Raw genomic sequence first — 23811 nt, 5'->3', positions numbered from 1 at the left:
CATAAGCTACTTAGCAGCAACTTTATTTACAAAATGATAGTGAGATCCAAATCGTTCGAATGCAGCCCTATCAAGCTCTTCTCTAAAGTCAGGGTGAGCAACCGAGATAATTGCCTTAGCCCTTTGCTGCAACGATTTGCCAAACAAGTTTACTGCACCATGCTCCGTTACAAACCATCTCATATTGTTACGAGTTGTTACAACTCCCGAACCAGTTAATAATGTTGGTGTAATTTTAGAAACCCCTTTACCCGTTACAGAAGGCATGGCAATAATAGGCACACCACCTTCCGAAGCCGCTGCACCGCGCGTAAAGTCTATTTGTCCACCTACACCTGAATAGTGTTTGGTGCCAATTGAGTCAGCACAAACCTGACCGGTAATATCAATTGATAATGCCGAGTTAATAGCACAGACCTTAGGGTTTTGTTTAATAATGTGAACTCCATTAGTATAGGCTACATCCATCATTAGTACTCCTGGATTATCATCAACAAAATCATATAAGTCTTTTGTTCCCATTAGGAAACCAGCTACAATTTTACCTGGATCTAATTTCTTGTTTTTACCATTAACAACACCATTTTCAACCAAAGGAAGAAGACCATCTGCAAACATTTCTGTGTGAACTCCAAGATCTTTGTGATTACCCAATTGAGCCAAAACAGCATTAGGAATACCGCCAATTCCCATTTGAAGACATGCGCCATCAGGAATTAATTCTGCCACATTCTTACCAATTGCAATATCAAGATCTGATAATGGCGCATTGTTGTGCTCAATGAGTGGTGAGTTATCTTCACAGAAAAGGTTGAATGCTGTCACAGGCATCATTGCGTCACCAAATGCACGAGGCACATTAGGGTTGATAATAGCAACAACTGTATCAGCTTCTTCCACTGCTGCCTTACTTGCTTCCACTGATGTACCAAGCGACACATAGCCATGTTTGTCTGGAGTGCTAACTTGCACTACCGCAACATTAACTTTTAAAATTCCTTCGCGAATTAATTGTTGAGTTTCTCCAAGAAATACAGGAATATAATCGGCATAACCAGCTTGAGTTTGTTTTCTTACGTTGGCTCCAACAAACAATGATTCAAGATTAAAAATCCCTTCAAATTCTGTATCAGCATATGGAGCTGGCCCTTCGGTGTGTATATGCTGAATCGTTACATCGTAAATTTCTCCATTACGACCACGATCACACATTGCATTAATGAATTTATGAGGTGTTAATGCAACAGAGTGTAAGTGCACTCTATCGCCAGACTTTATCACCTTTGCAGCTTCTTCAAAAGAAACTGTTTTAATCTCTTTGCGCATCTCTAATCGGTTTTTATATTGAAGTTTATAAATTTTAAATTGCCGACCAAAGTAGTATATTTTTTAGGTGCAATTTCTGCTATTCAGCATAGATGCTACACAACATGTGATGGATTGCATTCATAACTAAAGCATTAAGTCTAGCGTGAAGAGTGTTAATAAAACGAATTAAAGTTTTTGAAAATATTTTTCTTTTTACAAGGCAAGGTTTACAGGCATAGCCGTAGCTACGGCGAAAAAGCTTAACGCAGTAGAAAGGAAAATAGGTCAAAAAATTAGTCCGGGGAATTAGCATTCTTTACACTAGCAAGCAAATGTCCACGTCAAAACAATATCCCACCAAATTAAAATGTAATCTAAAAAGTGCCATAAAGTAAAAATCAAATAGAGTGCTTAATTATAAGCAAAAAAGAAGCCGGGAGACCCAAACTCCCGGCTGCAAAACCCAAACATCTAATAAAACTTAAATAACAAAAACTATCAAACTATTATTTTTCTAACCCTATTAAATAAGGTATACTATTTTTAAGTACTTGTGAAAAATAGTTTTCCTTTTTTCTACATCAAATATACGAACCAATATTACATCAATCAAATCAATATTGTTTATAGTGTTATAGATAATGTTTATATTTGGAGGAATCTCAAAAAAAACACTAATCCATGATTACAATTACTCAACTTGAATACATCCTGGCCGTGGATACATACCGCCATTTTGCAACCGCCGCTGAAAAATGTTTCATCACTCAACCAACTTTAAGCATGCAAATTAAAAAATTGGAAGAGTTTTTAGACATTACAATATTTGATCGAAGTAAGCAGCCAATTATTCCAACCGATGTTGGGAAGAATATAATTGAACAAGCCCGCATTATACTGAGTGAAACAAAAAAAATCGATGAAATTATTACCGATCATAAAAACACAGTTGAAGGTAATTTAAAAATCGGAATTATACCAACATTAGCCCCTTTTCTACTTCCGATGTTTATTGGTGATTATATCAGAAGATATCCATCGATTAAAGTTGAAGTTGAAGAACTGGTTTCTGAGGAAATTGTGCAAAGTTTAAGGAAAGATAAGATTGATGTTGGAATTTTTGTAACGCCAGCAAAAGATGACAGAATTCGTGAAAGACATCTTTTTTATGAAGAAATGATGATTTATGCACATAAAGATCATCACTTATTAAAGCAACCAATTGTTGAAGTTAAAGACATTGCTACTCCGGAAATTTGGATGCTTAGCGATGGACACTGTTTTAGAAACCAAGTGATTAATCTATGTGAAATGCACGATTTACAGCACCAAGAACTACCTTTCGAATTCGAAAGTAATTCCTTAGAAACATTAATGAAAATTGTTGATCGTGAAGGTGGATTTACCCTTATTCCTGAATTAGCTACGCAGTATCTACCAACTGAAAAATTAGCACAGGTAAAAAAATTCACAAATATTCATCCTTTAAGAGAGGTTAGTTTGGTTTATTCTCGCCACTATTCAAAAAATAAGCTTCTCGATTTATTAGCTGAACAAATAAAAAGTATTATCCCAAATAGTTTTTTAAGTAGTGACAGGGGAACAATTGTTGAATGGCGTTAAATCCATTTTTAGCTTATAACGAAGCAGTTAGTTTCACTCACAAGAAAAAGTGTATTTTTTTTCGAAAAAAGTTTTGCAGGTATAAGGAATTATATCTTTCTTTGCAGCGCTAAAGAAAAAAATGAGAGCTCAAGTCTTAATTATTTCTAAGGCTTTTTACCGAGATATTTTGCAAAGTGTTTGCAGGTTTAGAAATTTGATTTATCTTTGCAGCTCTGAAAAATTAGATGGTCCGTTCGTCTAGGGGTTAGGACGCCAGATTTTCATTCTGGTAACACGGGTTCGATTCCCGTACGGACTACAAAAATTTTGCAGCAACTTGATTTTAATTTATCTTTGCTGTGCTTTAATTAATAAACAATGGTCCGTTCGTCTAGGGGTTAGGACGCCAGATTTTCATTCTGGTAACACGGGTTCGATTCCCGTACGGACTACCAAGATAATAATTTAGATAACTTTTAAAAGGATGGCAAATCATCAATCTGCAATTAAGAGAATCAGACAGTCTGAGAAAAGAAGAGTACACAATAAGTATTACGCTAAGACTGCAAGAAATGCTGTAAGAAAGTTACGTGCTACTTCAGACAAGGAAGCTGCTACTGAATTACTTCCTAAAGTAACTGCAATGTTGGATAAACTTGCGAAAACTAATGTAATTCATAAGAATAAAGCTGCTAACTTAAAATCTAAATTAGCATTACACGTTAACAAGCTTTAAGACACTATAACTCTGTATTAAAGGGTTCTCAATGAGAACCCTTTTTGTGTTTGTACTGGTTTCATATTTGTAATATTTATGTAAATTTCTAACTTAGCTTGGTATTTACAAGAAACATATATGGAAGAATACAACAAACTTAGCATTAAAGACTGGGCACTAGAAGATCGCCCAAGAGAGAAATTAATGTACCATGGAGTTAAAAGCTTATCGTCGGCTGAACTTTTAGCTATTATTATTGGCAGTGGTAATCGCAATCAATCTGCTGTGGAACTTTCCAAGTCGATTCTTTCTCATTGCAATAATGACTTAAATGTGTTGGCTAAAAAATCAATTCATGATTTAATGAAAATGAAAGGAATTGGTGAAGCTAAAGCCATAAGCATTATTTCTGCTCTTGAAATTGGAAGAAGACAAACAGCTTTTCAAAGCAAACAAAAAGAAAAAATCTCTTGCAGTCGAGATGCTTTTGAAATCTTGTCCCCGTTTGTTGAAAACTTAGGACATGAAGAATTTTGGGTCCTATTTATGAATAGAGCCAACAAAGTTATTGAAATAAAAAATGTGTCTTCTGGTGGGATTACAGGAACTGTTTTCGACATCAGGCTTGTTTTAAAAGATGCTTTACAGTTGGAAGCAGTTAATTTAATATTATGCCACAATCACCCATCAGGAAATCTTTCTCCATCTACCGCTGACAAAGACATAACAAACCGTTCAATAGAAGCTGCCAAGCTGATGAATATCAACATTCTTGATCATTTAATTATTGGTGAGAACAATTACTATAGTTTTGCTGATGAAAATTTAATTTAGGAAGAAACAAGCATGATAAAAATAATTATTAAACACACACGCTAATGATTATTTTGATCTTGTGGCTTTCATCTGACAAATAGAAAAAATTATAAACAGATGAATTATATTATTGTTTTTCCTAACTTTCTTTCCTTAATATTATTGAAATATGGTTATATTTGCGTTCAGCTAATTTTTAAATAATAAAAACATGGTGGTCCATACTTTAGGAAAACAAAACTCCCTTTTTAACCAATTTATAGCTGAAATTCGAGATCTTACGATTCAAAAAGATCCCCTTCGCTTCAGAAGAAATCTTGAAAGAGTAGGTGAAATATTCGCTTACGAAATCAGTAAAACTCTTGACTTTGAAGATCAAGAAGTAGAAACTCCACTAGGAACTGCGATTTCGTCTCTTCCAAAAGATGAAATCGTTGTAGCTTCAATATTAAGAGCTGGTCTTCCTTTACACAATGGCTTGTTAAGCTATTTCGACAAATCAGAAAATGCTTTCATCTCGGCATATCGAAAGCATACTGAAGATGGAAAATTTAAATTAATTTTGAATACATCTCATCTCCTTCTATCGATGGTAAAATCGTTATTCTTGCAGATCCTATGCTAGCCACAGGATCATCAATGGAACTGGCTTACAAGGCAATACTAACAAAAGGTACTCCTAAGCACGTACATATTGTTTCTGTAATTGCAAGCCAACAAGGTGTTGATATGGTAAAGAATAATTTACCCCAGGAGAATACAACCATTTGGAATGGAGTTGTTGACGCTGATTTAAATTCTAAATCATATATTGTTCCTGGCTGTGGAGATGCAGGAGATTTGGCGTTCGGAGCTAAATTAGGATAATAAATGTTTTAATAATATATCAAGGGCTGTTATTGTTACAGTCCTTTTTTATACAAGTTTTATTCTGAGGTGAAGCTTATGGCTTCATTGGTATTATTCCTTAAACACACATACATCAGAGGTATCAGGACATCTATCTTTCATTTCTAAGATACTGTTCCCATTTGCTGGATGAATCATTTCGGGAGCTAGTTCAGCCAAAGGAGCTAAAACAAACAACCTCTCTCCCATTCGTGGATGTGGAATTTCAAGCCTTTCAGTATTTACGATTACCTTATCATAGAATAAAATGTCAATATCTATGATTCTTTCACTATAGCGATTTTTCTTTCGCACACGACCAAGAGATTTTTCAATATCCTGTGTCTTTTGAAGTACATTTTCAGGCAACAATTTAGTTTCAACCACTACAACCTGATTTAGAAAGCTCTTATCATGATTAAAACCCCATGGCTCGGTCTCATATACGGCCGACTCTTTTACAATTTTGCCAACATATTTTGCTAATGCATAAGTTGTTCTTTTAAGAACCAATTCACGATCTCCTAAATTACCACCTATTAAAAAATATACTTTTGCCATCATTTTCAATTTGATCGGTAAAAGAAACAAAGAAATCTTTTCAAACAAAATATACATCGAAAATAATTAGCTTTTGGAATTTCTATCAGTTTAATTAAATATATTTGCTTTAAGCCGATTTACATAAATTGGCTTCTTTTTATAAATTAGAATAATCAATTTAAAGTATATTAATATGAAAAGTTTTTTCAAATTTACATTTGCCTCAATACTTGGGGTTATTGTTGGTGGGTTTCTTCTTTTGCTTCTTGGTTTCATGATAATTGTTGGTATCGCATCAAGCGCTGATAAACCTGTTACTGTCAAAAACAAAAGTATCCTGGAAATTAAACTGAATAAATCTCTGGCTGACAGGGGATCTGAAAGCCCATTTGATGATCTGGACATTCCTGGTTCTGGTAGTTCCAGTATCGGTTTAACCACCATATTGGAAAGCATCGAAAAAGCTAAAACAGATGAAAAAATCAAAGGGATCTATCTAAACGTAAGTGATGTTTCTGCAAACTTTGGAGGTATCGCTTCTATTGAAGAGATCAGGAACAAGCTAAAAGAATTTAAAGAGACTGGAAAATTTATTGTAAGCTATAATAATTTTGGATACTCACAAAAAGCTTATTATCTGAACTCCGTTTCAGATAGTATCTATCTTAATCCTGAAGCCATGATATTTATTCTTGGTATGGGTGGAGAAAAAACATTTTACAATAATTTTCTGAAAAAAATTGGCGTTGAAGCTCAAGTGATCCGAGTTGGAAAATACAAATCGGCAACCGAGCAATTTTTTAGAGATAATATGAGTGATGAAAGTCGCGAGCAAACAATGGCTTATGTTAGTGATATTTGGAATCAAATTTTGAAAGGAATCTCAGAAGAAAGAGGAATCTCAATTGATGAATTAAATGATATGATTGATGCTTTTGCCATTAAAAAGGCGAAGGATGCTAAAAATTATAAGCTTATAGATGGCGTCATTTATCAAGATGAAATGAATTCAATATTAAGAAAGCTTTCAGACATTAAAGAAGACAAAAAGCTACGCTTGATTAGTGTGTCTGATTATTCTAAATCTCCCGATCCCTCTACAAAATTCTCTAAAAACAAGATTGCTGTTGTTTATGCATCAGGTTCTATTGGTAATGAGCAAAGTGAAACTGCCATTGGTCCTGAATTGGCTGGTACTATCCGCAAAGCAAGAAGAGACTCTACTGTTAAAGCTATTGTTTTACGTGTAAATTCTCCAGGAGGTAGCGCTTTAGTTTCAGATATCATCTGGAGAGAAGTTGAGCTAGCATCCCAAGAAAAACCCGTAATTGCCTCAATGGGTAATGTTGCTGCTTCAGGTGGTTATTACATTGCTTGTCCCGCCGATACCATTGTTGCTGATAAGAATACAATTACAGGTTCAATTGGGATTTATGGCTTATTCTTCTCTGGTGAAGAATTAATTAAAAATAAAATTGGTTTTACAACCGACTCCTATGGAACAAATAAGCATACTGCATTTGGCGGAAGTTTTCCGTTAATGGTTGTTCCTGTCTCTTCAAGAAAATTTACTGAATCCGAAAAAATAATACTTCAAGACATTATTAATGATGGATATGATACTTTCCTTACAAGAGTTGCCACTGGTCGCAACAAATCAAAAAAAGAGATTCATGAAGTTGCTCAAGGAAGAGTTTGGAGTGCGATTGATGCCAAAGAAAATGGTCTGGTTGATGTACTTGGTGGACTAGAAACTGCTATCGAAATAGCTAAAGAAAAAGCTGGTTTAGAAGATTACAGAATCGTTTCTCTTCCAAAACAAAAAGATCCGATTGAAGAAATTATTAAAGATCTTACCGGAGAAGCGAAAACAAGATTCCTAAAATTCGAATTGGGTGAAAATTACAAATATTATAATAAAGCTAAAAACTTATTAAATTTAGGAGGTATTCAAACTCGTCTGCCTTATGAAATCGAATTGAATTAATTTTAACACCATATGGTTACAAGAATCCTCAAGAAATCGAGGATTCTTTTTTTATCTCACGAATAACAATATTTTTGATCTATAACTAAAAAATAATTGTCATATTTAATTCGTTTTAAATCCTAACAGATATTTATTTAATTTTTGTGACTGTTCTGGATTTTATAATAGATACATGAACAATAGGTCAAAATTATAACTAATGAAGGCATTATTACGTTTTTTCAGAGTTCTTCTATTGCCATTAAGTTTGCTTTACGGTTTAATTATGGCTGTGCGAAATATGCTTTTCGATTTAAATTTACTTACAAGCACAGAATTTAAAATTCCAATCATTTCGGTGGGCAACATTACGGTTGGAGGTACTGGAAAAACTCCTCATATAGAGTACCTTATCACTTTATTAAAAGATGATTACAAACTTGCTACTCTTAGTAGAGGATACAAAAGAAAATCCAAAGGCTTTATCTTATCTAATGAAAACTCTACAGCAAATCAGATAGGCGATGAGCCAATGCAGATTAAACGAAAATTTCCCGAGATCCTAGTATCTGTTGACAGTAAAAGGGTAAATGGGGTTAAGAACCTTTTAAAAAGTGAACAAGGAAATGATTTGAGTGCTATTCTTCTGGATGATGCATATCAGCATAGACATATTAAACCAGGTTTATCAATTCTGTTAATTGATTACAACCGTCCGATTACTCGTGACTTTATTATGCCATACGGAAGGCTTCGAGAAAATGCTGAGGAGCGAGCTCGCGCCAACATCATTATAGTTAGTAAATCACCAGCCTTAATGACTCCGATTGAAAGACGCATCATAGTAAAAGAACTAAAGATATTACCTTATCAGAAACTGTATTTCACCTGCTTGGATTATGGACATTTGCAGCCTGTTTTTCCAGAAGAAGCCTTAAGTATAGATGATAAAGAGTGGACTAAAGAGACTTTCTCAATTCTTCTTTTTACAGGTATTGCTAACCCAAAACCTTTGCGCGAATATTTGGATAGCTTTTCTGACCGAATTGAGGAATATCATTTCCCCGATCATTATGCTTTTAATCAAAAGGATATTGAAACAATCGAAAAAAGATTTAATGAACTAGAAGGCTATAATAAAATCATTATTACTACCGAAAAAGATGCCACTCGTATTTTAGATATGGAAATCAAACAAACGTGTATTAAAAAACACCTTTTCTTTGTTCCATTATGCATCAAATTCCTTAAGGAGGATAAATCTAAATTTGATCATCAAATATTAAGCTACGTAAAGAAAAATAAACGATCGAGTAATTTGCACAGTATCAAAAAAGATTAAATGTAAACATTCATTAATAAGAGAAAGTAGTTCTTTTTGTGGATGTGTCTTTGTAAATGTTTGGTTTTGTTCAAAAAACTTGGGAAGGGATGTGCAAAAGCTTGGGCATGCTAAAAAAGTTGAAATAACCAGTAAGCACCGACGGGAATAATATAGAGACATTCAGAAAAAAAGGGAGAATTCAAATTCCCCCTTTACTCTACCATTTAATTAACCACTACATTAATTAACAGCTATTGCTAAAGCATTTTGGCTTTATCCAAAATTGCACTTTCTCAAATGCTCTATGCATCATCAATTTACAAAAATCAATGTAAACACACAAGAACTAACGTTCATTTTTAGTTCTAACATAATAGTCAATAATTATTTAAACTTTCCTCCAATTACACACGTTTTTTTGAATACTTTTACTTGCCCCTCAGGATTAAACAACTCAATATAAACCAAGTATATTCCTATAGGTAAGCGCTCTTTTTGGGAACTTAAACCATCCCAAGATAAACGCTCAACATTAGCTAGATAATAATTACTGGCTAAATTTCTTATTTCTATTCCCTTTGAATTGTAAATTCGGATGTTGGCAACATATCCATCCTCATGTAGATTGAAATTGATGTACAAACGATCATCAACACCATCATTATCAGGGGAGAATATTTTCTTAGATAAGCTAACTTCCTCCTCTGAAACATCTATTGCATCGAATGCAGAATTTTTTAATCCTGGGGTTCCAAAACCTATGCTTTGAGCAGCCGACTGCCAATTGTTTTTCATATTGGTTTCTCTATCAGGATTTACTCTTTCCAATGCTACCCCTTCTTTAGATGCTAACAATTCGAACTGCATATCTTCACTGTATTCTAAATCATCAATTACATCATATTTGGTAAACAATACAATTCTACCTCTATTATCTGGATAATTTGGCAAAGCAACTTGATGAAACACTCTTGTATTAGAAGTAAGGTACATGCTGACAACATGAGAAGTATCGGCACTAAACAGACAATATTCTTTAGGAAATATTAGTTTCAGATTCTGTGACAATCTAACACTATCAATTAAAATATAGTTATCATCTTTTTTTCCTAGATACAACTGTGATAAATCATAAATATTTCTTGTACGATTATAAAGCTCGACATAGTCTGAACCTTCGGAAAAAGGATTAAACAAGATTTCATTAATGACAATATCGCCCTTTTCAATTGTAGCAGGCACATAAAATTCAATTTCACTACTTTTAAGTTTATTTGAAGCCAAGTCTGTTACATTTTCAGATATCTCCAGATTGTATTTTGAATTTTCAATTAATTGTTCCTCAAATACTATTTCAAATTGCGTTTCACTTATCTTACTTACTGCCATTGCGAGAATATTATCAGGTTTCAATAAATAGTTGGCTTCTAATATGGTTTGACTTTCAAGCATCGGCTCAGTAAAGGTAAGAAGAAGTGAATTAGTACTATAAGCCTGGATAAAATGAACTTCAGGAGAAGTATAATCCTTATTGTCTGAAAAAACAGAATTTACACTCCCTGGAGTACCTCCATCTTGTGATAATGAAACTGTCCAGTTTGGCTCCTGCCATGCAAAGTTCATTGCATCTATTCGCTCCAGACTCCAGCCTCCCTTACTTTTATCTTTTGATTTGTACCAGGAATCAGAATAAGTGATTTCATCAATTTCTACTCCTTTGTCTGAATACAGTTTTATACTGTTCCCGGAATTGTTCAGGCCTGTAAAATTTGACATCCCCATTGTTTGACCATATTCCGAAAAGGCTTCAACCGCTGAATTCGAACAAAGAATCAAATAGGAATTGGATGAAAGGGTATCTGCAGAAAATAACAATTCCTTACTGCCAACCTGCAATTTCCATCCTTCCAATGAAACGGGATAATCATTTGTGTTGTAAAGCTCAATGTATTCATACTCCGGTAAGCCTTGCACTGGACTTTCATCGGCCATGATTTCGTTGATCACAAGGTCATGTTCATGAACCTGATGGTACACAAAATTCAATGTGGTATCCAGGTAATTGTCACACTCATCCGCTATGCCTGAAAGCTCAAAATGAAGTTGCTTGCCATCAGTGAAATCTTTTTCAAACTTCAACTCCACAGCCTGCAAACCTATCGCACTTATCTCTGCAACAGGATTTGAGCTTATCGCATAATTTTCTGTTCTGATTAAGGATTCTTCTTTTACTATTTCATCAAAGCGCAGGGATATACAATTTTCTGACAAAAGCCTGAATGAAACAAGCTGAGGAGCTTTATTGTCGGTATTGGATGAGTTTACCGAATTAACACAACCGGGTGTTCCGCCATTTGCATTGGTTGAAGCCGACCAGTTGTTATAGCTGCTGCATGTATTCATCGCATCGATTCGTTCCAGACTCCAGCCTCCCTTACTTTTATCTTTTGATTTGTACCAGGAATCAGAATAAGTGATTGCATCAATTTCTACTCCTTTGTCTGAATACAGTTTTATACCGTTCCCGGAATTGTTCAGGCCTGTAAAATTTGACATCCCCATTGTTTGACCATATTCCGAAAAGGCTTCAACCGCTGAATTCGAACAAAGAATCAAATAGGAGTTGGATGAAAGGGTATCTGCAGAAAATAACAATTCCTTACTGCCAACCTGCAATTTCCATCCTTCCAATGAAACGGGATAATCATTTGTGTTGTAAAGCTCAATGTATTCATACTCCGGTAAGCCTTGCACTGGACTTTCATCGGCCATGATTTCGTTGATCACAAGGTCATGTTCATGAACCTGATGGTACACAAAATTCAATGTGGTATCCAGATAATTGTCACACTCATCCGCTATGCCTGAAAGCTCAAAATGAAGTTGCTTGCCATCAGTGAAATCTTTTTCAAACTTCAACTCCACAACCTGCAAACCTATCGCACTTATCTCTGCAACAGGATTTGAGCTTATCGCATAATTTTCTGTTCTGATTAAGGATTCTTCTTTTACTATTTCATCAAAGCGCAGGGATATACAATTTTCTGACAAAAGCCTGAATGAAACAAGCTGAGGAGCTTTATTGTCGGTATTGGATGAGTTTACCGAATTAACACAACCGGGTGTTCCGCCATTTGCATTGGTTGAAGCCGACCAGTTGTTATAGCTGCTGCATGTATTCATCGCATCGATTCGTTCCAGACTCCAGCCTCCCTCACTTTTATCTTTTGATTTGTACCAGGAATCAGAATAAGTGATTGCATCAATTTCTACTCCTTTGTCTGAATACAGTTTTATACCGTTCCCGGAATTGTTCAGGCCTGTAAAATTTGACATCCCCATTGTTTGACCATATTCCGAAAAGGCTTCAACCGCTGAATTCGAACAAAGAATCAAATAGGAGTTGGATGAAAGGGTATCTGCAGAAAATAACAATTCCTTACTGCCAACCTGCAATTTCCATCCTTCCAATGAAACGGGATAATCATTTGTGTTGTAAAGCTCAATGTATTCATACTCCGGTAAGCCTTGCACTGGACTTTCATCGGCCATGATTTCGTTGATCACAAGGTCATGTTCATGAACCTGATGGTACACAAAATTCAATGTGGTATCCAGGTAATTGTCACACTCATCCGCTATGCCTGAAAGCTCAAAATGAAGTTGCTTGCCATCAGTGAAATCTTTTTCAAACTTCAACTCCACAGCCTGCAAACCTATCGCACTTATCTCTGCAACAGGATTTGAGCTTATCGCATAATTTTCTGTTCTGATTAAGGATTCTTCTTTTACTATTTCATCAAAGCGCAGGGATATACAATTTTCTGACAAAAGCCTGAATGAAACAAGCTGAGGAGCTTTATTGTCGGTATTGGATGAGTTTACCGAATTAACACAACCGGGTGTTCCGCCATTTGCATTGGTTGAAGCCGACCAGTTGTTATAGCTGCTGCATGTATTCATCGCATCGATTCGTTCCAGACTCCAGCCTCCCTCACTTTTATCTTTTGATTTGTACCAGGAATCAGAATAAGTGATTGCATCAATTTCTACTCCTTTGTCTGAATACAGTTTTATACCGTTCCCGGAATTGTTCAGGCCTGTAAAATTTGACATCCCCATTGTTTGACCATATTCCGAAAAGGCTTCAACCGCTGAATTCGAACAAAGAATCAAATAGGAGTTGGATGAAAGGGTATCTGCAGAAAATAACAATTCCTTACTGCCAACCTGCAATTTCCATCCTTCCAATGAAACGGGATAATCATTTGTGTTGTAAAGCTCAATGTATTCATACTCCGGTAAGCCTTGCACTGGACTTTCATCGGCCATGATTTCGTTGATCACAAGGTCATGTTCATGAACCTGATGGTACACAAAATTCAATGTGGTATCCAGATAATTGTCACACTCATCCGCTATGCCTGAAAGCTCTAAATGAAGTTGCTTGCCATCAGTGAAATCTTTTTCAAACTTCAACTCCACAACCTGCAAACCTATCGCACTTATCTCTGCAACAGGATTTGAGCTTATCGCATAATTTTCTGTTCTGATTAAGGATTCTTCTTTTACTATTTCATCAAAGCGCAGGGATATACAATTTTCTGACAAAAGCCTGAATGAAACAAGCTGAGGAGCTTTATTGTCGGTATTGGATGAGTTTACCGAATTAACACAACCGGGTGTTCCGCCATTTGCATTGGTTGAAGCCGACCAGTTGTTATAGCTGCTGCATGTATTCATCGCATCGATTCGTTCCAGACTCCAGCCTCCCTCACTTTTATCTTTTGATTTGTACCAGGAATCAGAATAAGTGATTGCATCAATTTCTACTCCTTTGTCTGAATACAGTTTTATACCGTTCCCGGAATTGTTCAGGCCTGTAAAATTTGACATCCCCATTGTTTGACCATATTCCGAAAAGGCTTCAACCGCTGAATTCGAACAAAGAATCAAATAGGAGTTGGATGAAAGGGTATCTGCAGAAAATAACAATTCCTTACTGCCAACCTGCAATTTCCATCCTTCCAATGAAACGGGATAATCATTTGTGTTGTAAAGCTCAATGTATTCATACTCCGGTAAGCCTTGCACTGGACTTTCATCGGCCATGATTTCGTTGATCACAAGGTCATGTTCATGAACCTGATGGTACACAAAATTCAATGTGGTATCCAGATAATTGTCACACTCATCCGCTATGCCTGAAAGCTCAAAATGAAGTTGCTTGCCATCAGTGAAATCTTTTTCAAACTTCAACTCCACAACCTGCAAACCTATCGCACTTATCTCTGCAACAGGATTTGAGCTTATCGCATAATTTTCTGTTCTGATTAAGGATTCTTCTTTTACTATTTCATCAAAGCGCAGGGATATACAATTTTCTGACAAAAGCCTGAATGAAACAAGCTGAGGAGCTTTATTGTCGGTATTGGATGAGTTTACCGAATTAACACAACCGGGTGTTCCGCCATTTGCATTGGTTGAAGCCGACCAGTTGTTATAGCTGCTGCATGTATTCATCGCATCGATTCGTTCCAGACTCCAGCCTCCCTCACTTTTATCTTTTGATTTGTACCAGGAATCAGAATAAGTGATTGCATCAATTCCTACTCCTTTGTCTGAATACAGTTTTATACCGTTCCCGGAATTGTTCAGGCCTGTAAAATTTGACATCCCCATTGTTTGACCATATTCCGAAAAGGCTTCAACCGCTGAATTCGAACAAAGAATCAAATAGGAGTTGGATGAAAGGGTATCTGCAGAAAATAACAATTCCTTACTGCCAACCTGCAATTTCCATCCTTCCAATGAAACGGGATAATCATTTGTGTTGTAAAGCTCAATGTATTCATACTCCGGTAAGCCTTGCACTGGACTTTCATCGGCCATGATTTCGTTGATCACAAGGTCATGTTCATGAACCTGATGGTACACAAAATTCAATGTGGTATCCAGATAATTGTCACACTCATCCGCTATGCCTGAAAGCTCAAAATGAAGTTGCTTGCCATCAGTGAAATCTTTTTCAAACTTCAACTCCACAACCTGCAAACCTATCGCACTTATCTCTGCAACAGGATTTGAGCTTATCGCATAATTTTCTGTTCTGATTAAGGATTCTTCTTTTACTATTTCATCAAAGCGCAGGGATATACAATTTTCTGACAAAAGCCTGAATGAAACAAGCTGAGGAGCTTTATTGTCGGTATTGGATGAGTTTACCGAATTAACACAACCGGGTGTTCCGCCATTTGCATTGGTTGAAGCCGACCAGTTGTTATAGCTGCTGCATGTATTCATCGCATCGATTCGTTCCAGACTCCAGCCTCCCTCACTTTTATCTTTTGATTTGTACCAGGAATCAGAATAAGTGATTGCATCAATTCCTACTCCTTTGTCTGAATACAGTTTTATACCGTTCCCGGAATTGTTCAGGCCTGTAAAATTTGACATCCCCATTGTTTGACCATATTCCGAAAAGGCTTCAACCGCTGAATTCGAACAAAGAATCAAATAGGAGTTGGATGAAAGGGTATCTGCAGAAAATAACAATTCCTTACTGCCAACCTGCAATTTCCATCCTTCCAATGAAACGGGATAATCATTTGTGTTGTAAAGCTCAATGTATTCATACTCCGGTAAGCCTTGCACTGGACTTTCATCGGCCATGATTTCGTTGATCACAAGGTCATGTTCATGAACCTGATGGTACACAAAATTCAATGTGGTATCCAGATAATTGTCACACTCATCCGCTATGCCTGAAAGCTCTAAATGAAGTTGCTTGCCATCAGTGAAATCTTTTTCAAACTTCAACTCCACAACCTGCAAACCTATCGCACTTATCTCTGCAACAGGATTTGAGCTTATCGCATAATTTTCTGTTCTGATTAAGGATTCTTCTTTTACTATTTCATCAAAGCGCAGGGATATACAATTTTCTGACAAAAGCCTGAATGAAACAAGCTGAGGAGCTTTATTGTCGGTATTGGATGAGTTTACCGAATTAACACAACCGGGTGTTCCGCCATTTGCATTGGTTGAAGCCGACCAGTTGTTATAGCTGCTGCATGTATTCATCGCATCGATTCGTTCCAGACTCCAGCCTCCCTCACTTTTATCTTTTGATTTGTACCAGGAATCAGAATAAGTGATTGCATCAATTTCTACTCCTTTGTCTGAATACAGTTTTATACCGTTCCCGGAATTGTTCAGGCCTGTAAAATTTGACATCCCCATTGTTTGACCATATTCCGAAAAGGCTTCAACCGCTGAATTCGAACAAAGAATCAAATAGGAGTTGGATGAAAGGGTATCTGCAGAAAATAACAATTCCTTACTGCCAACCTGCAATTTCCATCCTTCCAATGAAACGGGATAATCATTTGTGTTGTAAAGCTCAATGTATTCATACTCCGGTAAGCCTTGCACTGGACTTTCATCGGCCATGATTTCGTTGATCACAAGGTCATGTTCATGAACCTGATGGTACACAAAATTCAATGTGGTATCCAGGTAATTGTCACACTCATCCGCTATGCCTGAAAGCTCAAAATGAAGTTGCTTGCCATCAGTGAAATCTTTTTCAAACTTCAACTCCACAGCCTGCAAACCTATCGCACTTATCTCTGCAACAGGATTTGAGCTTATCGCATAATTTTCTGTTCTGATTAAGGATTCCTCTTTTACTATTTCATCAAAGCGCAGGGATATACAATTTTCTGACAAAAGCCTGAATGAAACAAGCTGAGGAGCTTTATTGTCGGTATTGGATGAGTTTACCGAATTAACACAACCAGGTGTTCCGCCATTTGCATTGGTTGAAGCCGACCAGTTGTTATAGCTGCTGCATGTATTCATCGCATCGATTCGTTCCAGACTCCAGCCTCCCTTACTTTTATCTTTTGATTTGTACCAGGAATCAGAATAAGTGATTGCATCAATTTCTACTCCTTTGTCTGAATACAGTTTTATACCGTTCCCGGAATTGTTCAGGCCTGTAAAATTTGACATCCCCATTGTTTGACCATATTCCGAAAAGGCTTCAACCGCTGAATTCGAACAAAGAATCAAATAGGAGTTGGATGAAAGGGTATCTGCAGAAAATAACAATTCCTTACTGCCAACCTGCAATTTCCATCCTTCCAATGAAACGGGATAATCATTTGTGTTGTAAAGCTCAATGTATTCATACTCCGGTAAGCCTTGCACTGGACTTTCATCGGCCATGATTTCGTTGATCACAAGGTCAAAAGCTTTAGAGGGACATAAATAATCAAAATCAATAAAATCTGTAACTAAAACTGCACCACCTTCATCAAGAATATTCTCAACTTCCACTTGATAATGGCCATTTGTTAAATTAGTTCCCAAAACAATTAAAATCTCATTCTCTAAATCTGTAAATGAAGGACTAAATGAACTTAATTCACCTCCATTACAATTTACTGTGAAATTCTCTGTGGTTAAATTTTGGTATACATCTAAATTCTCAGAAAAAATAATTAAAATAGAATCTTGTCCAACTATTTGGTGCGATTTGATATAAGGAGCTGTATTTACAGATTGTACACTAAAATTATCAAACCATAATCTTCCAGCCCTGGAAGCTGTTTCGAAATAATATTCCAATCCAGAATAAAATACTTCTGCATCACTAGCAATTTCTGAATAAACTTCTCCTATTCTAAACCAATTCTCTGTTTCTCCTAACCGATTGTAAGCTAGCTCCCATTTGCCATGTTCATTGTAATCAACTTGAACGGCTACTAATTCATTTTCGTTCCAATCTAAATTGGTCTGCAATAATAAGTCTGGTTTTTGATCTTTTTGGCTTTTCCATAAACTTAACAAATCGCTAGAACCATTCAGATTTACACCAACTGAATAAAGATCTTCTGCTTTTGTCGGATCATCCTGATCCATACATAAATGAAATACAAAATAGTTTCCGGAACTAGGATCCCAATCTCCATTCTTCAAGATGAAACTCCACCTAGTAGACCCTTTTCCTGGTTTCCAACCTTCCAATTTGCGAGATATATGACTACTCCCTACCTGATTACTTAAATTGTGTTTTAACGATTTACTATCTTTTATTGATTGATATGTTGATAAAGCCCAATCATTCACATTTAAATATTCGCTCAAGTCATTTGATTCAAAATCATTACTTATGCCTAAAACACTGTTTCCTAACATTATATTTATAGTATCAGGAAGCAAATTTGATGTGGCTTTTAATACAAACTCATCATTCCCTTTATATTTAATGGCTTCCAGTTCTGATATCCCTTTTTTAAATTTTAGTTCATAATTGTGAACTATTTTTCCATCGCCTTTAAGCAATTCTAAATGAAACTTATCAATATAATCCATATCGATATTATGATACTGATCACATGCTATAAGATTTAGCCTAAAATACTCCGAACTATCCTTTACAAATAATGGAGCTGAAACAAACCGAATCCGATCGGCTACCACATTTAAATGAAATGTATCTGAAGTAATATCTTTGCTCAAACTTTTTACCAACTCAGAACTATTAACTCCTGTCTTCCAACCTAAAATATTTTGGGGGATAAAGACTTGAAATTGCATATTATCAGGTAAACACGACTCTCTAAAAAATACTGCTAACTCAAGATCTCGATTTTTTCCATTATCTACACGAAATAAACCTTTGCTTGAGTTAAATTTGATGCATTCATTATCAATATCTGAAGTTATTGCAAGTATTTCGTCTTTACTTTTAATGACTGCTCCTGCAATGTGCTTTTGCCAGTCGAAGGACTCGGGAAGCTCCTTTTTATAAAATACTGCCGTTTTAATTATGGTTGGTAAATCGTCATAAAAAGCCGAATCTACTATAGTAAATCTAAGAACAGAAACTGCTTTTTCCTTACTTATAGAATTAGACGGCAATTGTTGATTTGAAATTATTTCGCTTGTTACAATGGCAGAATTCTGATCTACACTGGATATATCATCAGAAAGTATCGTTTCAAACCCATCTGCTTCTGCTTGAATGGTGAAGTGCTCCGCCCTATCATATATCAAATCTTTCCATATAATCTTCCCATTCTCAATAGATTTTTTCATTCCTGAAGAGGACTTCAATTCTCCAGTTCCTGCTGCTAAACTAATATTGACTTTCTTATTAGAATTTGCATCCTGATTCATAAATTCATCAAGCAACTCAATTTCAATTGTAAATTCCTCATTAGGCTTTATCGATTTTGGAACTTCTGAAAATTGCATCTGTGTCGCCTCTACCTCACAAATAAATTGAGGGCCCAATATGTCCTTGTCAAAATCAAGTCTAAGCCCACTGTTTTCTTTTGATACTTCCCAATCGCTGCTAGATTTATTAATTTTAAGCTGAATTAAATCTCCATCTATCCCTTCTCCTTCAGCAAAGTATGAATACAAAGAAAAATTAGCAGTGGTTTCACTTTCAATAACAGCTTTTGATTCCGATTCTTGAAATATAACCTCAATCCTGTCTTTTGAAACTTCAAACTCTGTGTCCAGCTCCTTATCATCCCTCGTAAAATAAAAACCTCCAAAAGTATTCTTAAAATCTATTTGATTGATTTCACTGCTTGCAATAGAAACTTTCTTAAGTTCTGTTGGTGCATCATCATCACCAGCATCTTTAACTGTAAATTCGAATAACTTAAATGCTTGTTTCTTATGCGTTCTCAAAGTGGATAAAATTGTATCCTCAGGAATCCAAGAGGAGTTGATGGCCTGTGATTCATATGTGTTTTCAACAATAATTTCTGACGAAATAATTTCAGCCAAATTTTTACCAGATAATTTAAGCTGAATCGTATCTACAATTCGATATCGAAGAGAATCAAATACTAAAACTCCTTGATCTAAAGGTCTTTCAAATTGAGAAGTTGTTATAAGCTCTCCTTTTCCTATACATAAGGACAGTTTTATTTTATTACTTTGATCAGAATCAAGATTGCCGAACTGATCAACAGCATTGACAGTAAACTGGAAATGTTGATTTCTTATTACTGATTCAGGAATATTAAAAAGTATTAAGCGAGAAGCTTCTATATCAACGGTATAAATTTCGGATTCAATCATTTTATCATTATCAATAAAGCCAGATCCACTTGGGTAAGACAAAAAGCCTCTTGCATTTTTCCCTATGGCTAATTGAAATCTGCTATGATCTGTTAATTCGACTTCTGAATTCAGATAAACCTTTAATTCAAACTCTCTTTTTTCTCCATCCGGAATTAAAACTTGATTTTCTATAAAATCAAAATACAAGGAATCAGAACTTATTTCCAGCTTGTTGTAGTTCAGTAATGTTCCTTCAGAATAAATTAAGACACCGCCTAACTCCCTATTCCAATCAATACCTTTAAGCAGTTTGGTATTGTAGAATGTCATACGCGAAATATTCGTTGGGACACCATCACCCGCTGAATCTGTTTCATCTATTACAAATCTAAAACACGAAACAGCCTCTTCTTCTGAATCAATATCTGGGCTTATCGAACGGGCTTGAGCTTGACTTGCAGGTGCCGATACTTCTGTAAGCTTATCATTTTCTATTACTATTGGCTCACCAGTTACAACAATATCATCGAAATAGACTTTATTGCTTGATAAAGGATTGTTAATTCGAATCACTATGACCATCTCTTTTCCGGAAATACCAGCTGTTGATGCTTCTACACTTCCCCAATTCCCAATATTTTCTCCATTCTCATCGAAAGCATGCTCGCTGCCATTATCAATTTTATAGAACAGTTTAATGTACTTGTTAGTATTTGATGAAGTCCCTGTTTCAGAAGCCAATACCGAGATGTTACAATTTTTAAACTTCGAAATATCAATTGAATTACTCGTCCAGATTGCTTCACCATCACAATCTACAGCTTCCAACCTTCCTCCGCTCGTTTCAACTACTTTCACGTAATCTGCATCTTCCGATAGCTTGCAATTAGATATATCCAAATCCCAATGAACTCCAGACATATCTGCATTATCACCCCAGTAACCTTTGTTTAAATCCGTTGAATCTGAAAAATTTATTGTCCAAATATCCTCTGCATATAGATCTGCATTTACTTGCAAAACCAAGAGAAAGAACAATTTCAGGCTTAGGTTTTTTTTCATAGAAAATTAATTTTAACTTTGACTTGCTTTTTTAATAAAAAGCTAATCTAACTATAACCGTAATTATAAACAAGGAGTTAAAGCTTTATTATGTTATGAAAATAGCAATTGTTGGAGCTACTGGATTGGTAGGCCAAAAAATACTGGATGTAATGGAAGAAAGAAATCTTCCGGTTAGTGATTTATATCTGGTCGCAAGTGAAAGATCAGTGGGAAAAGAGCTTACTTTTAATGGCAACAAGTATAAAGTTATCAGTATAGAAGATGCAATTAAAATGAAACCACAAATTGCAATTTTCTCAGCTGGAGGAGAGACATCATTAAAATGGGCTCCTGAATTTGCCAAAGTTGGAACTACTGTAGTAGACAACTCCTCGGCTTGGCGAATGGATGCATCTAAAAAATTAGTTGTTCCTGAGATTAATGCTACAGAATTAACCAAAGATGATAAGATTATTGCAAACCCCAATTGTTCAACAATTCAAATGGTAGTAGCTCTAGCTCCTCTTCATGAAAAATACAAAATTGAACGCTTGGTGATTTCAACTTATCAATCAATTACCGGAACTGGAGTAAAGGCTGTTCAGCAATTTGAAGCTGAACGTATAGGAATTAATGGAGAAAAAGCTTATCCGCACGAAATTGATAAAAATTGCCTCCCACATTGTGATGTATTTACTGAAAATGCCTACACAAAAGAAGAGATGAAGTTGGTTAATGAAACCAGAAAAATCTTGAAAGATGATAACATCAGAGTTACAGCTACCGCAGTACGTGTGCCTGTAGTTGGAGGTCATGCTGAATCAATAAACATTGAATTTGCTAATGATTTTAATGTTGAAGAAATAAAACAGCTTCTATCGGAAACGGATGGTGTTATCGTACAGGACAATCTTGATAATAACGAATATCCTATGCCAAAATACTCTCATGATCGCGATGAAGTTTTTGTTGGCCGAATTCGACGCGATTACTCAAATCCAAACAGCTTGAACATCTGGGTTGTTGCAGATAACTTAAGAAAAGGAGCTGCTACTAACGCAGTCCAAATTGCAGAATATTTAGCCAAAAATGAGCTGGTTTAAAGAATTAAAAAAAAACCGATGCTTTTCTCTGCATCGGTTTTTTTGAATACCTTCTATCTAATCCATTAAATTTGAATAATCCTGATATAGGAAGTCATTATAAGGAAAACGTGCAGAATGAATTTCACGAATTACACCATATACTTCCTCTCTAAATTCCTCTATATTTTGTTTCTCAATAGCTGAAATAAATAAACAAGGTTTCTCACCTTTAGCAATCCACATCTGTTTTAGTTCATCCAAACTAAAGTTTTCTCTTGTTTTAGGTAACAAATCATCCTCATCTTTCTTCACGTAGGTAAAGGCATCAATTTTATTAAACACAAGAAAGGATGGTTTCTCTCTATTATCAATTTCAACCATTGTTTCATTTACAACCTTAATGTGATCCTCAAAGTTAGGATGCGAAATGTCCACTACATGAAGAATCACATCTGCCTCACGAACCTCATCCAAGGTTGATTTAAATGATTCTACCAAATGGTGAGGTAACTTCCGAATAAACCCGACTGTATCTGCTAAAAGAAATGGAACATTCTGAATAACAACTTTACGCACTGTTGTATCAAGTGTAGCAAAAAGCTTATTCTCAGCAAATACATCAGATTTACTAAGCATATTCATTATTGTAGATTTCCCAACATTGGTATATCCTACCAAAGCTACACGTACTAGTTTGCCACGATTTTTACGTTGGGTTGCCTTTTGCTTATCAATTTTCTTTAGATCTTGTTTCAGCTTTGCAATTTTATCCAAAATGATACGACGGTCAGTCTCGATCTGAGTTTCCCCAGGGCCACGCATTCCAATACCTCCTCGCTGACGCTCAAGGTGAGTCCACATGCGAGTTAATCGTGGTAACATATATTGATATTGTGCCAATTCAACCTGTGTTTTAGCATGCGCGGTCTGAGCTCTGCTGGCAAAAATATCAAGAATCAAATTGGTTCTATCCAAGATTTTTCTCTTCAATATTCTTTCAACATTTCGGAGTTGAGTTGGAGTTAATTCATCATCAAAAATTACCATGCCAACATCCTCATTTACTTCTAGAAAATCCTGAATATCCTGAAGCTTACCCGCTCCAACAAAAGTTTTTGGATTTGGATATTCTAATTTCTGAGTAAATCGTTTAACAGTTTTTGCCCCAGCAGTTAAAGCCAAAAAATCCAATTCTGCTAAATACTCATCAACTTCTTGCACAGTCATACCCTTTGACTGATCAATCACTCCTATTAAAATCGCCTTTTCTTTCTCTTTTTTTGTTCTAAGATAGTCTCCCATTTATTTCTTTTAGGAATATTTTGTGTAATACCAGTTTCTCCTGTAAAAAGGCAAAAATACACAATATTCTGCAATACTTTCGTTTAGCCACAAAAAAGAGGTTTCGAACAATCGAAAC

Annotated in this window: 12 protein-coding genes and 2 tRNA genes; 10 read left to right on the top strand and 4 right to left on the bottom strand. The window is 35.7% G+C overall.

What is annotated here, in order from left to right:
- Positions 1 to 6: 6 nt before the first annotated feature.
- On the bottom strand, positions 7 to 1326 hold the full coding sequence (locus ACO05S_RS10210; protein ID WP_421917910.1) for an acetyl-CoA hydrolase/transferase family protein: 1320 nt from the start codon (positions 1324 to 1326) through the stop codon (positions 7 to 9).
- A gap of 663 nt (positions 1327 to 1989) precedes the next feature.
- Here ACO05S_RS10210 and ACO05S_RS10205 point away from each other — a divergent pair.
- From ACO05S_RS10205 to ACO05S_RS10175, 7 genes are all read left to right on the top strand, one after another.
- Positions 1990 to 2931: a LysR substrate-binding domain-containing protein gene (locus ACO05S_RS10205; protein ID WP_421917909.1), complete on the top strand. Its 942-nt coding sequence runs from the start codon at positions 1990 to 1992 to the stop codon at positions 2929 to 2931.
- A gap of 229 nt (positions 2932 to 3160) precedes the next feature.
- Positions 3161 to 3232: transfer RNA gene (locus ACO05S_RS10200), tRNA-Glu, on the top strand.
- Between the two features lie 61 nt (positions 3233 to 3293).
- Positions 3294 to 3368, top strand: a tRNA-Glu gene (locus ACO05S_RS10195).
- 29 nt (positions 3369 to 3397) lie between these two features.
- On the top strand, positions 3398 to 3649 hold the full coding sequence (gene rpsT, locus ACO05S_RS10190; protein ID WP_421917908.1) for a 30S ribosomal protein S20: 252 nt from the start codon (positions 3398 to 3400) through the stop codon (positions 3647 to 3649).
- A 120-nt stretch (positions 3650 to 3769) separates the two neighbouring features.
- Positions 3770 to 4465, top strand: a complete 696-nt coding sequence (radC, locus tag ACO05S_RS10185; RefSeq protein ID WP_421917907.1) for a RadC family protein — start codon at positions 3770 to 3772, stop codon at positions 4463 to 4465.
- A gap of 193 nt (positions 4466 to 4658) precedes the next feature.
- A complete protein-coding gene (locus ACO05S_RS10180) occupies positions 4659 to 5072 on the top strand; it encodes a uracil phosphoribosyltransferase (RefSeq protein WP_421917906.1) in 414 nt (137 codons plus the stop codon).
- The gene (locus ACO05S_RS10175) at positions 5066 to 5314 is read left to right on the top strand and encodes a uracil phosphoribosyltransferase (protein ID WP_421917905.1); all 249 of its coding nucleotides are present in this window, start codon (positions 5066 to 5068) and stop codon (positions 5312 to 5314) included. Before ACO05S_RS10180 ends, ACO05S_RS10175 begins: the two co-directional genes overlap by 7 nt.
- A 93-nt stretch (positions 5315 to 5407) precedes the next feature.
- Here ACO05S_RS10175 and folK read toward each other — a convergent pair whose 3' ends face one another.
- Positions 5408 to 5896, bottom strand: a complete 489-nt coding sequence (folK, locus tag ACO05S_RS10170; RefSeq protein ID WP_421917904.1) for a 2-amino-4-hydroxy-6-hydroxymethyldihydropteridine diphosphokinase — start codon at positions 5894 to 5896, stop codon at positions 5408 to 5410.
- Between the two features lie 175 nt (positions 5897 to 6071).
- On the opposite strand from folK, the gene sppA reads away from it, so the two are divergent.
- Positions 6072 to 7865 (top strand): signal peptide peptidase SppA, encoded by a 1794-nt coding sequence (sppA, locus tag ACO05S_RS10165; RefSeq protein ID WP_421917903.1) that lies wholly within the window; start codon positions 6072 to 6074, stop codon positions 7863 to 7865.
- 202 nt (positions 7866 to 8067) lie between these two features.
- Positions 8068 to 9189, top strand: a complete 1122-nt coding sequence (lpxK, locus tag ACO05S_RS10160; protein WP_421917902.1) for a tetraacyldisaccharide 4'-kinase — start codon at positions 8068 to 8070, stop codon at positions 9187 to 9189.
- A 366-nt stretch (positions 9190 to 9555) separates the two neighbouring features.
- Here lpxK and ACO05S_RS10155 read toward each other — a convergent pair whose 3' ends face one another.
- On the bottom strand, positions 9556 to 21324 hold the full coding sequence (locus ACO05S_RS10155) for a lamin tail domain-containing protein (RefSeq protein ID WP_421917901.1): 11769 nt from the start codon (positions 21322 to 21324) through the stop codon (positions 9556 to 9558).
- Positions 21325 to 21419: 95 nt separating this feature from the next.
- Between ACO05S_RS10155 and ACO05S_RS10150 the strand changes: the two genes are divergently transcribed.
- Positions 21420 to 22409, top strand: a complete 990-nt coding sequence (locus ACO05S_RS10150) for an aspartate-semialdehyde dehydrogenase (protein WP_421917900.1) — start codon at positions 21420 to 21422, stop codon at positions 22407 to 22409.
- A 57-nt stretch (positions 22410 to 22466) separates the two neighbouring features.
- On the opposite strand, the gene hflX is transcribed toward ACO05S_RS10150, so the two are convergent.
- Positions 22467 to 23693 (bottom strand): GTPase HflX, encoded by a 1227-nt coding sequence (gene hflX / locus ACO05S_RS10145; RefSeq protein ID WP_421917899.1) that lies wholly within the window; start codon positions 23691 to 23693, stop codon positions 22467 to 22469.
- Between the last annotated feature and the right edge of the window lie 118 nt (positions 23694 to 23811).

The organism is Marinifilum sp., assembly GCF_965230805.1.
In the GTDB taxonomy this organism is placed as follows: Bacteria; Bacteroidota; Bacteroidia; order Bacteroidales; family Marinifilaceae; genus Marinifilum.
This window is presented reverse-complemented; position numbering and strand designations above follow the sequence as displayed.